At 40.7% G+C, this 13,357-nt stretch carries 14 protein-coding genes and 1 riboswitch; of the genes, 4 read left to right on the forward strand and 10 right to left on the reverse strand.

Going from position 1 to position 13,357, the window contains the following annotated elements; translation table 11 throughout:
• The first annotated feature begins 80 nt into the window (after positions 1-80).
• Complete coding sequence (locus OSJ91_RS21210; protein WP_350299832.1) at positions 81-518, forward strand: GNAT family N-acetyltransferase; 438 nt, start codon at positions 81-83, stop codon at positions 516-518.
• 59 nt (positions 519-577) lie between these two features.
• Here the strand turns inward: OSJ91_RS21210 and abrB are convergent, their stop codons facing one another.
• Entirely contained in the window at positions 578-862 is a 285-nt protein-coding gene (abrB, locus tag OSJ91_RS21215) for a transition state genes transcriptional regulator AbrB (RefSeq protein ID WP_350299833.1), read from the reverse strand.
• Positions 863-1,352: 490 nt separating this feature from the next.
• Here abrB and OSJ91_RS21220 point away from each other — a divergent pair, with 490 nt between their 5' ends.
• Positions 1,353-2,324 carry a DMT family transporter gene (locus OSJ91_RS21220; RefSeq protein WP_350299834.1) on the forward strand — a complete coding sequence of 324 codons (972 nt, stop codon included), beginning with the start codon at positions 1,353-1,355 and terminating at the stop codon, positions 2,322-2,324.
• Positions 2,325-2,389: 65 nt separating this feature from the next.
• On the opposite strand, the gene OSJ91_RS21225 is transcribed toward OSJ91_RS21220, so the two are convergent.
• The 5 genes from OSJ91_RS21225 to OSJ91_RS21245 form a co-directional block, all read right to left on the reverse strand.
• Positions 2,390-3,292, reverse strand: a complete 903-nt coding sequence (locus OSJ91_RS21225; protein WP_350299835.1) for a sensor histidine kinase — start codon at positions 3,290-3,292, stop codon at positions 2,390-2,392.
• A gap of 18 nt (positions 3,293-3,310) precedes the next feature.
• A complete protein-coding gene (locus tag OSJ91_RS21230; protein ID WP_485890369.1) occupies positions 3,311-4,069 on the reverse strand; it encodes an ABC transporter permease in 759 nt (252 codons plus the stop codon).
• Positions 4,062-4,985 (reverse strand): ABC transporter ATP-binding protein, encoded by a 924-nt coding sequence (locus OSJ91_RS21235; protein WP_350299837.1) that lies wholly within the window; start codon positions 4,983-4,985, stop codon positions 4,062-4,064. The genes OSJ91_RS21230 and OSJ91_RS21235 overlap by 8 nt, the downstream gene beginning before the upstream one ends.
• A gap of 80 nt (positions 4,986-5,065) precedes the next feature.
• Positions 5,066-5,755, reverse strand: coding sequence for a response regulator transcription factor (locus tag OSJ91_RS21240; protein ID WP_350299838.1), 690 nt, complete (start codon positions 5,753-5,755; stop codon positions 5,066-5,068).
• 297 nt (positions 5,756-6,052) lie between these two features.
• On the reverse strand, positions 6,053-7,054 hold the full coding sequence (locus tag OSJ91_RS21245) for a tyrosinase family protein (RefSeq protein ID WP_350299840.1): 1,002 nt from the start codon (positions 7,052-7,054) through the stop codon (positions 6,053-6,055).
• Positions 7,055-7,233: 179 nt separating this feature from the next.
• Positions 7,234-7,338, forward strand: a riboswitch (guanidine-I (ykkC/yxkD leader).
• 72 nt (positions 7,339-7,410) lie between these two features.
• On the opposite strand from OSJ91_RS21245, the gene OSJ91_RS21250 reads away from it, so the two are divergent.
• Together OSJ91_RS21250 and OSJ91_RS21255 are read left to right on the forward strand one after the other, a co-directional pair.
• Complete coding sequence (locus OSJ91_RS21250; RefSeq protein WP_063232562.1) at positions 7,411-7,752, forward strand: DMT family transporter; 342 nt, start codon at positions 7,411-7,413, stop codon at positions 7,750-7,752.
• On the forward strand, positions 7,752-8,066 hold the full coding sequence (locus OSJ91_RS21255; protein ID WP_034309447.1) for a DMT family transporter: 315 nt from the start codon (positions 7,752-7,754) through the stop codon (positions 8,064-8,066). The genes OSJ91_RS21250 and OSJ91_RS21255 overlap by 1 nt, the downstream gene beginning before the upstream one ends.
• A 163-nt stretch (positions 8,067-8,229) precedes the next feature.
• On the opposite strand, the gene OSJ91_RS21260 is transcribed toward OSJ91_RS21255, so the two are convergent.
• The 4 genes from OSJ91_RS21260 to OSJ91_RS21275 form a co-directional block, all read right to left on the reverse strand.
• A complete protein-coding gene (locus OSJ91_RS21260) occupies positions 8,230-9,027 on the reverse strand; it encodes a DUF817 domain-containing protein (protein ID WP_350299842.1) in 798 nt (265 codons plus the stop codon).
• Between the two features lie 79 nt (positions 9,028-9,106).
• Entirely contained in the window at positions 9,107-9,328 is a 222-nt protein-coding gene (locus OSJ91_RS21265; protein ID WP_201185490.1) for a helix-turn-helix domain-containing protein, read from the reverse strand.
• Positions 9,329-9,338: 10 nt separating this feature from the next.
• The gene (locus OSJ91_RS21270; RefSeq protein ID WP_350299843.1) at positions 9,339-9,821 is read right to left on the reverse strand and encodes a DUF2975 domain-containing protein; all 483 of its coding nucleotides are present in this window, start codon (positions 9,819-9,821) and stop codon (positions 9,339-9,341) included.
• A 208-nt stretch (positions 9,822-10,029) separates the two neighbouring features.
• On the reverse strand, positions 10,030-13,236 hold the full coding sequence (locus OSJ91_RS21275) for an SNF2 helicase associated domain-containing protein (protein WP_350299844.1): 3,207 nt from the start codon (positions 13,234-13,236) through the stop codon (positions 10,030-10,032).
• Between the last annotated feature and the right edge of the window lie 121 nt (positions 13,237-13,357).

Consider the following 13,357-nt stretch of genomic DNA (forward strand, 5'->3'; position numbering starts at 1 on the left):
CCGGGAAATGAGTTCCAGAATTTGTCGAAAAGCATAATTAAATGGTAAATTTAGAGTATTCTAAAATTGGAGGTCCATTTATGAGCATACAAAAGGCTACATTACATGAGCTGGAATCACTGACGGAACTTTTTGATTTATACAGAGTGTTTTATGAGCAAACCTCTGATCCTGGTCGTGCAAGCGAGTTTTTAAGAGAAAGGCTGACAAAAGGGGAGTCTGTGGTTTTTATGGCCTTTGATGAAGGAAATCCAATTGGTTTTGTACAATTATATCCTTCTTTTTCATCTGTCAGTATGATGCGGTCATGGGTATTGAATGATTTATTCGTGAGGGAGTCCGCCCGCAAAAAGGGATTTGGCGAGGAGTTATTGAACGCGGCCATCACTTTTGCACGGGAAACCGGTGCCAAAGGGGTTTCACTGGAGACAGGTAAGGATAATGTTAAAGCACAGAAGCTTTATGAAAAAATTGGTTTCGTCCGTGAATCGAATCATTTTTATTATTTCACCATTTAATATAAAAAAGTGTAGGGAAAACCTCCCTACACTTGGATGCTATTTATCTAGCATATTAATTATTTAGCAGTTTCCATGCTGGCTTGAATTTCTTTAATTAGAAGTTCGGCACCTTCAGGGCTAAGTATTAATTTACCGTCAACAAGTTTCATATTGTCATCGGAAACTTCACCTGTAACCTGACAAGTCATATTTGGTTTATATTTTTGAAGGATGATGCGCTCTTGTTCTACATAAATCTCCAGAGCGTCTTTCTCATTAATTCCTAATGTTCGGCGTAGTTCAATTGGAATGACTACCCGTCCTAATTCGTCAACTTTACGTACAATACCTGTAGATTTCATTTAATTTACCCCACTAACTTTCTTGCGAATGTTGCATCTATATATTTCGTCACCATTCGACATTATTTGCACTTCTATAAAGATACCACTACCTACCATATTCGTCAATTCTCGTATCTTCGTATATTATCTGCATCTATATGATTTTCATATAAATTATTAGTAATCCGTTCATAACAAGCGTCATAACAACGTTTTTCGCTTGCAAAGTTGGTACATTTTGTTAATTAAAACATTAAAATGGAAACGTCTTCATTTAATTCCAACAAGCATTCTTTCATTCCATGTCGAATCATAAGAGAATGAATTTCGCTAGCCTAAAAGAATCCTGTTGATTTTCTTTTGCTTTTGAAGGACAATTTAAATTGATCGCTTATAATATTGCGAAAATTGACACAGTGGATATTTCTGATAAATCTTCCAGAAAGCCGAAACGATTGCCATCCTTCCAGAGTCTTACTGACTCATAAAACAGATTGAGGTGAGTCAATTGCGTCCGATTATATTAGGTATTTGTTCTGCTTTCTTTTTTGCATTTACGTTTGTTTTGAATCAGGCCATGGAGTTGTCTGGCGGCAGTTGGATATGGAGTGCTTCGCTGCGTTATTTCTTTATGGTGCCTTTTCTGTTTTGTATCGTATTAAGCAGAAAAAATCTGCGTCCCCTTTTACGAGTGATGAGAGAAAAACCAGGTCCTTGGCTGCTTTGGAGTTTTGTCGGTTTTGGGTTATTTTATGCTCCTTTATGCTTTGCATCCGCCTACTCACCTGGATGGCTGATCGCCGGCACTTGGCAAATCACGATCATTTCGGGTGCGCTGCTTGCGCCGCTGTTTTTTGAAAATGTCCAAACGAAAGATGGGCTCGAAAGGCAAAGAGGAAAGATTTCTGTGAAAGGTCTCCTCATGTCCATGATCATCCTGCTAGGAATCATCCTGATGCAGCTGGAACATACCAAGCACATTTCAATGGCCGATCTTTGGTTGGGAGTGATACCAATCGTCATCGCCTCGTTTGCATATCCATTGGGAAATCGCAAAATGATGGAAGTATCCGAAGGACGTTTGGATGCTTACCAGCGTGTATTGGGAATGACTTTGGCGAGTCTGCCATTCTGGTTCCTGCTTTCATTGTACGGTTTCTTTACAGTAGGGGCGCCGACGAAGATGCAGAGTTTCCAATCCCTTTTGGTCGCACTATTTTCAGGTGTCATTGCCACGGTCCTTTTTTTCAAAGCGACCGATTTGGTAAGTGGAAATATGCAGAAATTAGCTTCAGTCGAAGCTACACAATCGATGGAGGTCCTTTTTGCCCTAGCCGGCGAATTGCTATTCCTATCTTTACCGATCCCTTCTCCGTTATCGTGGTTCGGTATCTTTATCGTCATCATGGGAATGATCCTGCATAGCTATGTATCACATAAAAAAGAAGGTTCATCCCGGAAACGGACAGTGAGTGCCTAAATAGCAAGTCAAAAAAGCCCCGGATAAATATTTCGGGGCTTTTTCGACCTGAAAACAGAAACTGACTACGTTCTTTTTTTCCATTGACAGGTCATGATAAATTGATGATTTTTTAAAGTGGCAAAAAGCTCACCATCCATTTTTATCATTAAACTTTGCGCAATGGATAACCCTAGTCCCGTTCCTTTTTTATTTCTTGCTGTATCTCCTGTATAAAACCTATCAAAGATTCTCTCAACATCTTGTTCTGTCATTACATCTGTTTTATTACGAATAGTAAAGACAATGGAGGATGATTCTTCCTTTAATGATAACTCTACCGCACCACTTGCATGCTTAAGAACATTACTCACTAAATTTTCAACAACTCTTTTTACTGCCGATGGATCTCCGTATAACATGATCTCTTCATCTGGCATGTCGATATCCACATGTAACCGTAACTCATGAAATGCATCATAATAGTTCATGAGCACTTCCCAAATACTCTGATTGAGCTGGAATGTTTGAAACTGCAGCTCATAGTCCATGGATTCCACAATAGATAATTCAAAAAATTCATTGAGCAAATCTTGTAATCTTTTCGTTCGCCTTTTGACAATTCCAATATACTCTGCTCGTTCTTCTAAAGTTAAGTGCTTATCTTCCAACAGCTGGATATAACCTAAAATGGAAGTTAGTGGCGTTCGCAGATCATGCGACATATTGGCAATTGCCTGCTTCAATGTCTCTTCCGTTCGCTTTTGTTCCACCTTCATCTCCATCATGGAATCAAAATAGCCATTGATTTCGACTGCCAGTTTTTCGATATCCCGATCAAAATATTTAATATCCAATTTCTTTTCTGTATATCGATAACGATAAGCTTGGAGCTGTTTCGTCATTCTTTTCATTTCTCGCTTCATGAAAAAAAATCGGAAGAGAAAAACGATCGCTATGAACATACATAGTACTGTTAAATGAATCATTTGCCTCCCCCTTTTTTCTTACTTGATTTCTTTGCGGGAAAATACAATGCAGCATCCTATTGCACATACGGCAAAAGTTAAAATTGGAACAATAATCATCGTAAATAACTCTGTTTGTTCAAGTATGGCCGCAGGAATATCTTTTATTAATTTAATGATGCTATGATCATATATCGTTTGAATTATGGGGGAGTTTTTCGAAAATATAGAAAATGCAACCTCCAATCCGAAAGTGAACACAAATAAAAACGAAATGGTCTTTCCACTATCTGTAAAGATGAGTCCTATGAGTGTCATAAAAGAAGCAAATGCCGCCCCATACAAAGCAAGTAACCCTAACATTGGAACAATACTTTCCACTACGGACATATTAGGGAATAAATGCGACCCTGATCCAAAAAATACAGTGGACACTATCCATAGGACAAGTGGGAATAAGATAGAAATGATGATTGCACCGATCGTGAAGACTGACAGTTTTGCAAGAACGATTTCGATTCGTTTATTTCCACCGGATATCAAATTTTTCATCACACCTGTTGAATAATCACTTGAAATAAAAAATCCAGCCAAAATACACGGGGCATATTTTATTACAAGTTCATTCTGATTAACAAACGCTATCACAACGTCTATTCCTTTCATCTCTCCACTAGTTCCCCTAATTAGCATCTCACTGGGAGCAAGAATTCCTATTAATATAATGGTTAATGCAATAGCCCAGAAGGAGCGATCATGTTGTAGCTTATACAATTCCGCTTTTATAAGATTATTCATGGTTGCCGCCCCCAATAAGCTTTGTAAAGTATTCTTCTAAATCTTCACCCATTGGCATAAACTGCTCAATCACTGCCCCATTCGCTGCTAATGTTGTAGAAACAAGGCCTGGTTCACCTACAAACTTATATAATTTGATGATTCCATCAGGCATGACTTCAAATTCTTTCGTACCTAATTCTTCTTCCAGCACTGCAACTCCCTGATGTGGCTTGTCTACTTTTATGTGTAAATAATGCTGACATTTTTCATGTAAATCTTTCGCTGTTAACTCCTCTAATAATTTCCCATCGTGAATGATCCCATAATGAGTTGCCAATAAATTTAATTCGCTTAAGATATGACTGGAAATAAGAATGGTAATTCCTTTCTCACGGTTTAACTTTAAAAGCAACTCACGGATTTCGATTACTCCCATTGGATCCAATCCGTTTATTGGTTCATCCAAAATAAGAAATTCAGGCTCTGACAACAACGCCATCGCCAGTCCTAATCTTTGTTTCATACCTAATGAAAAATTTCTCGTTTTTTTCTTTCCTGTATGTTGCAGTCCTACAAGTGCTAACGTCTTTTCAATGCATTCTTTTCCGGGAATGCCTCTTTGCACTCGATGGACTTCAAGGTTTTGCTTAGCAGTCATATGCGGAAATAAAGCTGGCCCTTCAATAATAGTTCCGACTCTTTTTCTTGCCTCAATCAATTTTTTTGGATCGATTTCCCCAAACAGTTCGATGCTTCCCTCACTTGCAAAGGCTAATCCTGCCACAAGTTTGATAAAGGTTGACTTCCCTGCTCCATTTTGACCAATGAAGCCATAAATGGCACCTTTTTTGATAGAAAGATTCACGTTATTTAATGCAGTTGTATGTTTATATTTTTTTGATAAACCGGATGTCCTTAATATATATTCACTCATTTTTTTCCTCCCTTATCTGTGATTCATCATAAAATGAAAATCATAAGGGATCATAAAGAAAACCTTAAGAAAACCTTAAGTTATTTTAAGCGATATCCCATACCCCAAATGGTTTCAATATACTCTTCATTCGGGTTCGCTTTAGCCAATTTACTTCTCAGATTACTCATATGGACGTTCACAGTGTTCTCATCCCTTAAATAATCATCTCCCCAAACCGCTTCAAACACATTGGCTTTTGAAAATATTTTTTGAGGATAGGAAATAAGTAATTCTAAAATGGCGTACTCTCTTGCCGTTAGTATTACCTTCATGCCATTTACGATAACTATTTTCGTATCAGTATCCACTGCAATGTCTTTATATGTAAGCTGGTTCTTTCCCTCCATTCTTTTCATGGTTGAAGATCTTCTTAAATGAGCATCAATTCTTGCCAATACTTCTTCAATATCAAATGGCTTCGTAATAAAATCATCTGCCCCCGCACGCAAACTATTTATCTTCGTTTGCTGTTCTCCTTTTGCAGAAATTATCAAAACAGGGACATGATGATTCTCTCTAATATTCCGAAGAACTTCCTCCCCGTCCATTCCTGGAAGCATTAAATCCAACAACACCATATCCCATTTCTTTTTTTCTATATATAATATTGCTTCCGTCCCTGAAAAAGCCGGCTGAGGGATATAGCCACTTTTTTTCATCATATTACAAAGCAACCCACTAATATCATTATCATCTTCAACAATTAAAATATGTACCTGTTTCTCCATAAGAGCCACCCTCTTTTCCACTGCAATCCATTTCTTATACTAGCATTCTTTGTTAAGGTCCCTTTCATTATATCGATGTTTGTTACCTGACAAAACATAAACTGGATTCGCTTGTTTTAAAAAAACAGTCCAGTTAAATGATCGGAACTTAGAGCACTCGCTTTCCGCCGACTCTGCTAGCCAGTTTTTTGGCAGGAGTGACGCATATTTCTTTAAGCTAGTTAGGTTTAAACCGAGGAACTCCATTTTATCGACAAATTGACGCAGTGCTTCACACTGCGCCTTGTTGACCTTCATTCAATGGTGTTCTCCCTTCACCATCTTCCTTTCCATATCGTATATATAGCCCAATTTCCTATGATTGATCATCTCCTTAGGGGTTATATCCCACGGAAACATCGGATCATTCAAGTTATGGCTGAAGGGTCCCCCTCTTCTTGGTAGATATTTCTCCTCCCGGTGCAGGATTTTCCACATTGCCCATATCCGATCGACATTGGCATGGTGTAAAAAGAAGACTGGATCGTTAGGTGAAACAGGTACAGAACCCATATGTCCCCCGACCCACCCATGCACTAGATTATGAAGGGCCGGTCCATCGACAAATCCTTCAAGCTGATTTCGGAAACTTTGATTGCTTGCGGAATTCCACGGTGGTGCATCGTAAGGAGTGACTTTCAATACGTTTTGAACGTCTTGTTTCGTCGGCAGGTTTGCAACTTGTTCACTTGATCTGAAGTTCCTTTTCAATCCCCCTGAAGGTTTCCCCTCCTCATCAAGAACTTCCCAGCGCCCAGCAGCAAAAGGTCCTGAATCGACAAGGTTGTTTTTCCTTTTATTCCCGTTTCCGCCCATGAAATCGCTACCCCAGATTGGGGATGAAGCTGGATCCTCCAATTCTGAATCTGCTGCCCAATCCCAGTAGGGAATGGTCACACTGGGGTCAACGGATTGAAGATCGCGTTCGAACAGCCAAAGGAAATAGCGATGCCAAGGTAAGAAAGCCGGCCCTCTATGGGCTGCATTTCGCTGATCACCATGGCTTCCATGGATATTGTCATTGTCAGCCCCGGTCCGCTCCCCTTGATCATTATGACTGCGGGTCGATGCTGATGGAGCGTTCCCTGCTTTCGGGCGCTTAACGGGAGGGGTTTGAAATCTCCCTGCAGCAGCATGCCACGCTACGTACCGATCATATATCCCTTTTTCCTTTAAGACCAAAACAGCATTGATATATTTCCTTTTTTCCTTTTCAGAAAGATGAAGTGCATTTTTTCTGATGTTATATTCAGCAGTCATGATTTGCCCTCTTTTCCCAATGTTCAATTAAACTAAAAACCTTGGGATATATTAAGTCATCTCTGCTGTAAACGTTACGGGACATATGCGGATATTAGGCTAAAATGGGCATGGTCTTGCCAAAACTTTTACCTTGAGTAAGTTCAAAAAGTATGTATAATGAAAGGTAATTGCATATGTCAAAGGTTTTCTAGGGTTCCGCAGTGCGTCTTATTGCTGGTCTGGTCCGAGAGAAAACTCACAGCAAGCATGCTGTGTCACGGAAGGATAAAAGCCTGGGAGAAACTGTTTAACAGTTATCTCTTGGGCTTTTTTTGTTTTTTTAGTAAAGAATAAAATTGGAGGTGCGATATTTCATGAGCACAAACTGGATTAAAGTATTCATTGCGGCTTTTTTTGAAGTATTTTGGGTGATTGGCTTAAAACATGCAGATGACTTTTGGACTTGGTCTGGAACGGTCATTTCGATCATCATCAGTTTTTACTTGATGATAATGGCTGGCAGGAAGCTTCCTGTCGGAACGGTATATGCCGTTTTTGTCGGTATGGGGACAGCTGGTACCGTTTTTTCCGAAATCATTTTCTTTGGGGAATCCTTCAAGCTGAGCAAAACGCTATTGATCCTCCTCTTATTATCAGGGGTGATCGGTTTGAAGCTAGTGACTGATGATAAGGCTGAGAAAGGGGATGAATCATAATGGCTTGGGTCTCTTTAATCTTAGCGGGGCTATTTGAAATGTTTGGGGTCGCGATGATAAATAAATTGCACAAAGACCGTAATTGGCAATCCTTGCTGCTGTTATTCATCGGATTTGGAGCAAGTTTCCTTTTTCTTGCTTATGCCATGAAAACCTTGCCGATGGGGACGGCTTATGCTATTTGGACAGGAATCGGCGCATCAGGCGGAGCGATAATCGGGATGCTATTATATGGGGAATCCAAGGATTGGCGAAGGGTCGTTTTTATAGCCATGGTCCTTGGCGCGGCAGTGGGATTAAAACTTGTTTCATAAGAATGAGTCAAGGTGATTTTACTTTTGTCTGTAGAAATTCCGAATATGACACCGCATTACCATTTTGTTATTAAGTATATAAAAGCATAGAAAAACAAAGACGACACAATTTAGATATAGCCATTAATGTGTCGTCTTTACTTATTTATTTTCTTGTGTGAAGTCATTTTATAAAAATTGAACCCGCATCCATCACAGCGGAATCTTTCCCCTTAACCAGCTTTAGCGTCGCTACTATAAGAAAGCTGACGATCACTAATAAGAGCCATGAGCTTACCTTTCCTAGATGAACGAGACTCCATGCATCGGTTTGATTTGGATATTCCCATGCTCCAAAGAACGTTGCGATATTTTCGGCTATCCAAATAAAAAATCCGATGAGCACAAAAGAAAGTGCGATTGGCATACGATACCGAGTTCCACCAACCTCATATGTGACCCATGACCGCCAAAAGACGATGATGACTAGTCCAGATAACCACCAACGAACATCAATCCAATAATGGTGGGTGAAAAAATTCAAATAAATCGCAGCTGCAAGAGATACAACGACCAAAAACGGCGGCCACTTGACCAGTTCAACCTTTAACCTCCTCCACGCCTGGCAAAGATAACTCGCTACACTTGCGTACATGAATCCGCTATACAGAGGCACTCCAAAAATCTTAAAATATCCTTCCTCTGGATAAGTCCAGGAGCCCATATGTACCTTGAAAAGTTCAAGAGCAAGACCAATAAGGTGGAACAAGGTGATGACCTTTAGTTCATCCCGTGTTTCAAGCCCGGAACGCACCATCCACCACTGCATCAGAAGGCAGATGATGAGGAGCCAGTCATACCGCGGCAGAAAGGGAAGCGGTATGAATTTTGTAATAGCCAAAGAGGCAAAAATAACGGCAGGAAACAAGCAGGATAGGGCCTGCTCCCAACCAAACCGAACGAGTTGTTTTAGTGCTCGCATGATTGGTGTCTCCATTTTTTTATCGTTAAATTCATGAGTAACTCCCCTTTGATGAAATCTTTCTTTTTCTTTCACTTTTTTAATCTTGGGTGTCATCATCATTCCGGTATTCTAAAATATCTCCGGGCTGACATTCTAACGCCTTGCAAATCGCCTCTAAAGTTGATAATCGAATCGCTTTTGCCTTGCCGTTTTTCAATATGGAAAGATTAGCCATCGTTATTCCAACCCTCTCAGAAAGTTCTGTAACACTCATTTTCCTTTTAGCCAGCATCACATCAATATTGATTATAATTGCCATGTTATTCACCTCAGACTATTAAGTCATTTTCTGATTTTATATCGATGGCCTCTTGCAAAAGCCTTTGAAGAACAGCAGCAAAGACTGCAATCACCATTGAAGCAAAAATGACGACCAATCCGATTACTATGATGCCTGGGGCGTCGTCCATCTCCGCCATGAGATAAAAGAGCGGCATTCCTACCACATAAAAGCTACTGATTGTGATTGCACAATTTTTTATAGTCTTTAAAGCTCTTACAGATAATTCCGAGAAAGCTTTGTTCTTGTCAATATAGCTTAAAAGTTTAAAGGCTTGATATAGAGCAAAGTAAAAAGGTATTGCCGATGCATACAAATCGATTAAAACGAGATATTTCAAATAAGTCATATCCGGATATAATTCTGCTGCAAAATTCGCAATCTCAGGCACCACAAAGATGCACATAGCAAGAACCGGCATTCCAATAAGAATAACGGCTATCTTCAAAAAGATCGTTGACACTTGTTTCATAAAAAGCACCTCATTTATTTTTTATCAATTTGAATTTAACACATATTTTATCGTTTTACAATAAAACATTGTTGTTTTTTATTATATTATTATTGTTACCTAAATATCCTTTTCTTTTTAAAAATAAAAGAAGCATTCCTCATTAAAAAGGAATGCTCCATAACTGAACTATTCATTTCATTACTAAGATTACCTTCAGATGAAACCCTTATATCATCAGGATTTCCCTGATATCCTCTTCTGTAAGCGCAGACGACGACTTGTCTCCAGGGTCGATGATTTCTTCAATAAGATGTCTCTTTTTCTCTTGAAGTTCATTCATTTTTTCTTCGATTGTGCCACGGGCAATAAGTTTGATGACTTGAACCGCATTCTTCTGTCCCATTCGATGGGCACGGTCCGCAGCTTGTTCTTCAACTGCCGGATTCCACCAAAGGTCATATAGAATGACTGTATCGGCACCCGTCAGGTTGAGACCCGTACCGCCCGCTTTCAATGAAATGAGGAATATATCCCGCTCTCCTGCATTAAATCGATTGCAGATTTCCACACGTTCCTTTGATGGGGTTTGTCCATCCAGGTAGAAAAAAGGTTGTCCCTTAATGGCCAAATCCCTGCCGATAATTTGAAGCATTTTTGTAAATTGCGAGAAAACCAGAACCCTTCTTCCAGAATGCTTCGATTCCTCGACAATTTGCATCAGCTGCTCATATTTAGCTGAACTGCCTTTATATCCGTCCACAAACAAGGCGGGGTGACAGCATATTTGCCGAAGCCGGGTCAAGCCAGCGAGGATCCTGATCCGATTTTTCCGGAGGGTGTCCTTATCCAGGTGCTTCAGCGTATCATGCCGCAGCTTCGCCAGATAGGCACCGTACAGTTTCTTCTGATCAGGAAGCAGTTCCACCGATTCCAGCGACTCGATTTTTTCCGGAAGTTCACCTAGCACGTCCTCTTTCATTCTCCGCAGCAAAAATGGGCGGATCCTGCGGGAAATCTGCTTCCTTGAGAGATTGCTATACTCCTTTAACCCCATGAATAATTCAGGGAATACGACGTGGAAAAGGGACCAGAGCTCTTCTAGTGAATTCTCGATAGGCGTACCAGTCAACGCGAAGCGATGTGCCGCTTTTATCTTCTTGGCCGCTCGTGCCGTTTGCGTCACTGGGTTTTTAAAGGCCTGTGCCTCATCGAAAAACACCGTATGGAAGTCCTGCTTTTCAAACGAAGCGATGTCTTTCCGGAGCAATGGATAAGAGGTGATCACTACATCCACATCCTTCGCTTCCTTAAGCAGCTTCGTCCTTTCCGTCTTGTCGCCATCAACGACGACGGCTTGTATATCAGGAGCGAATTTAGTGAATTCGCTCAGCCAATTGTAGGTCAATGATGATGGGCAGACAATAAGCACCGGCACCCTTTTCTCACGGATGTCAGGCAGCTCGGATAAAATGTACGCGATGCTTTGCAGTGTTTTTCCCAGTCCCATATCATCAGCAAGAATTCCGCCAAAACCGTATTGGGCAAGTATTTTCATCCATTTATAGCCGTTTTTTTGATACTCGCGCAAGATCGGGACTAGACTATTTGGCACCACGAACTCCAAGGAGCCCGGATTCCCGATGTTATCCAAAAACTGACGGAATGACTCCTCCATTGTGAATGTCTGGCTGTCATTCACGGAATCAAGGAGCTGAAGCCCTTTTACGATTGGCATGTTCAGCGTGCTCTCCAGGTCTTCATCCTGTACGGGCAATGCATTCAGAAAACGATTGATTTCCTCGTATTCCCTTGTTTCAAGGGAAAGCAGAGATCCATTCCTTAAACGATAGTACTTCCTCTTTTCTTCAAGCGCTGCTAAGACCTCGCGAATTTGTTTATCTGGGATATCATCCATTTCAAATTTGAATTCGAGCCAATTAGTACGTTCTTTTTTGATATTCACCCTAATACGCGGTGCAGCATTTCCACGGGAAATCCGGTTTCTTACTGCCGTAGTGGCATAGATTTGTACCAGCTTTTGGAGTTTCGGAACGATGTGGTACAAAAACTCATACTCCAACTCTTCATTATGCAAGAAATAGCCGCCGTCCGTTTTGGCAAACTGGCTATCCTCCATCAGCTTTAGTATCTCCGCCTCCTTCTCAACATCCCTTATAACCTTGGATTCCTGCTTTTCCAAAGGGTTGATCACGATATTTTCATAATGGAACTCCAGCCCCGCTAGCAGCCTGTTTTTTACTCGATCCAAGTATAGCTTTGCAACAAGCGGTGTCTTCAAAAATAATTCGGTGATGGATCTTGCTATATGGACTTCACCGAGTTTTTTCAAACCTGGTACCACTTTGTCCAGGAATAATTCCAGCTGGTCATGATGGATTGGAATTTGATTCATTCCCGAATTCTCCATCATTTGCTTTAACTCAGAAAGGCGCTGGCAATCCTCATTTTCGAGCTGAACCAATTTCCCTTTAAATAGAACCAGTTTGTATGCATTCATGACAATCATCTCATGCAATCCATTAATTTTCAGTTGAAACCCTTTGCCCTCGCTTTCGGTAAAGTCAAACTGTAAAGGAAGAGGTCCGTTTGATAAACGAAAACCATTGAATGTATGGTCCCCATGGGAAAGCTTCACCAATGGCGCTACTTCAAGGATGGGGACAAGCTTTTGAAAAGAAGATGGCGGCAAAAGTAATAAGTGATTGTTCAATGTATTTTCAGTTTTGTCCGCTATGGCATCCACATAGACTTTTTCATCCGATATCACTGTAATGAGCTCCTGAAGCACGGAATCATTTTCATTCTGAAAACAATGCAGCACCGGGTCATATATAAATGAAAGGGATACTTCGGCAGGCTTTCCGTCTTTAACGCGCTTCAGGAAATCCCGAATATTCGACACATTGAAAGAACCGATTTTCATTTCCAGTCCTAACATATATAGTTCCGTTCCCATCCATACTGGTTTACACGTAAACTCTGCTTCAAGCATCTTTCTTTTTTCAAAGTGGCGCTGATGACCGCTTTTGCGGACAGGCTGATTATTGAAAAGGGTCAGCAAGCCCTCTGACAACTTCTTATTGGCTGAAGCAACACCGGTTGCTTGCAGGCCATCAGGTATCGTTCCATCTTGCTGATGGTCGTAAACCGACAGCAGGACGGCTGCAATATGCTGGCAATCCCGATGGAAGGAAGCTAGCGTAGGACAGCTGCATTTTGTCTGAAAACCGCCGACAGCATCCGCATCAATCGTGACATGGAAGTCTTCCTTTCCTTTAACCGTTGCTTCACAACTATCATGACGATAGCTTTCAAATTTCACTTTATTGGCACGCTGAAAAGCTTCCCCTCTTTTGAAGGAGACGGTTCCGCACATGTCTTTTATGATTTTTCGATTTAATTTGATATCCAAATTGCCGTCCTCCTCCCGGGGGTTTTTTGTTGAGTGATTTTACATTCCGCTGAAAATATCTCATTTTATCATCATACTATGAAATGGGTTTACAGGGTGGAAAAAAGCAAAAAGACAAACT

This window comes from Bacillus sp. T-10(2022), from assembly GCF_056502895.1.

Excerpts from the sequence above, each read along its gene's own strand:
- OSJ91_RS21210 (WP_350299832.1), top strand. The coding sequence starts at position 81 with ATGAGCATACAAAAGGCTACATTACATGAGCTGGAATCACTGACGGAA.
- abrB (WP_350299833.1), bottom strand. The coding sequence starts at position 862 with ATGAAATCTACAGGTATTGTACGTAAAGTTGACGAATTAGGACGGGTA.
- OSJ91_RS21225 (WP_350299835.1), bottom strand. The coding sequence starts at position 3,292 with ATGATTCATTTAACAGTACTATGTATGTTCATAGCGATCGTTTTTCTC.
- OSJ91_RS21230 (WP_485890369.1), bottom strand. The coding sequence starts at position 4,069 with ATGAATAATCTTATAAAAGCGGAATTGTATAAGCTACAACATGATCGC.
- OSJ91_RS21235 (WP_350299837.1), bottom strand. The coding sequence starts at position 4,985 with ATGAGTGAATATATATTAAGGACATCCGGTTTATCAAAAAAATATAAA.
- OSJ91_RS21240 (WP_350299838.1), bottom strand. The coding sequence starts at position 5,755 with ATGGAGAAACAGGTACATATTTTAATTGTTGAAGATGATAATGATATT.
- OSJ91_RS21245 (WP_350299840.1), bottom strand. The coding sequence starts at position 7,054 with ATGACTGCTGAATATAACATCAGAAAAAATGCACTTCATCTTTCTGAA.
- OSJ91_RS21250 (WP_063232562.1), top strand. The coding sequence starts at position 7,411 with ATGAGCACAAACTGGATTAAAGTATTCATTGCGGCTTTTTTTGAAGTA.
- OSJ91_RS21255 (WP_034309447.1), top strand. The coding sequence starts at position 7,752 with ATGGCTTGGGTCTCTTTAATCTTAGCGGGGCTATTTGAAATGTTTGGG.
- OSJ91_RS21260 (WP_350299842.1), bottom strand. The coding sequence starts at position 9,027 with ATGCGAGCACTAAAACAACTCGTTCGGTTTGGTTGGGAGCAGGCCCTA.
- OSJ91_RS21265 (WP_201185490.1), bottom strand. The coding sequence starts at position 9,328 with ATGGCAATTATAATCAATATTGATGTGATGCTGGCTAAAAGGAAAATG.
- OSJ91_RS21270 (WP_350299843.1), bottom strand. The coding sequence starts at position 9,821 with ATGAAACAAGTGTCAACGATCTTTTTGAAGATAGCCGTTATTCTTATT.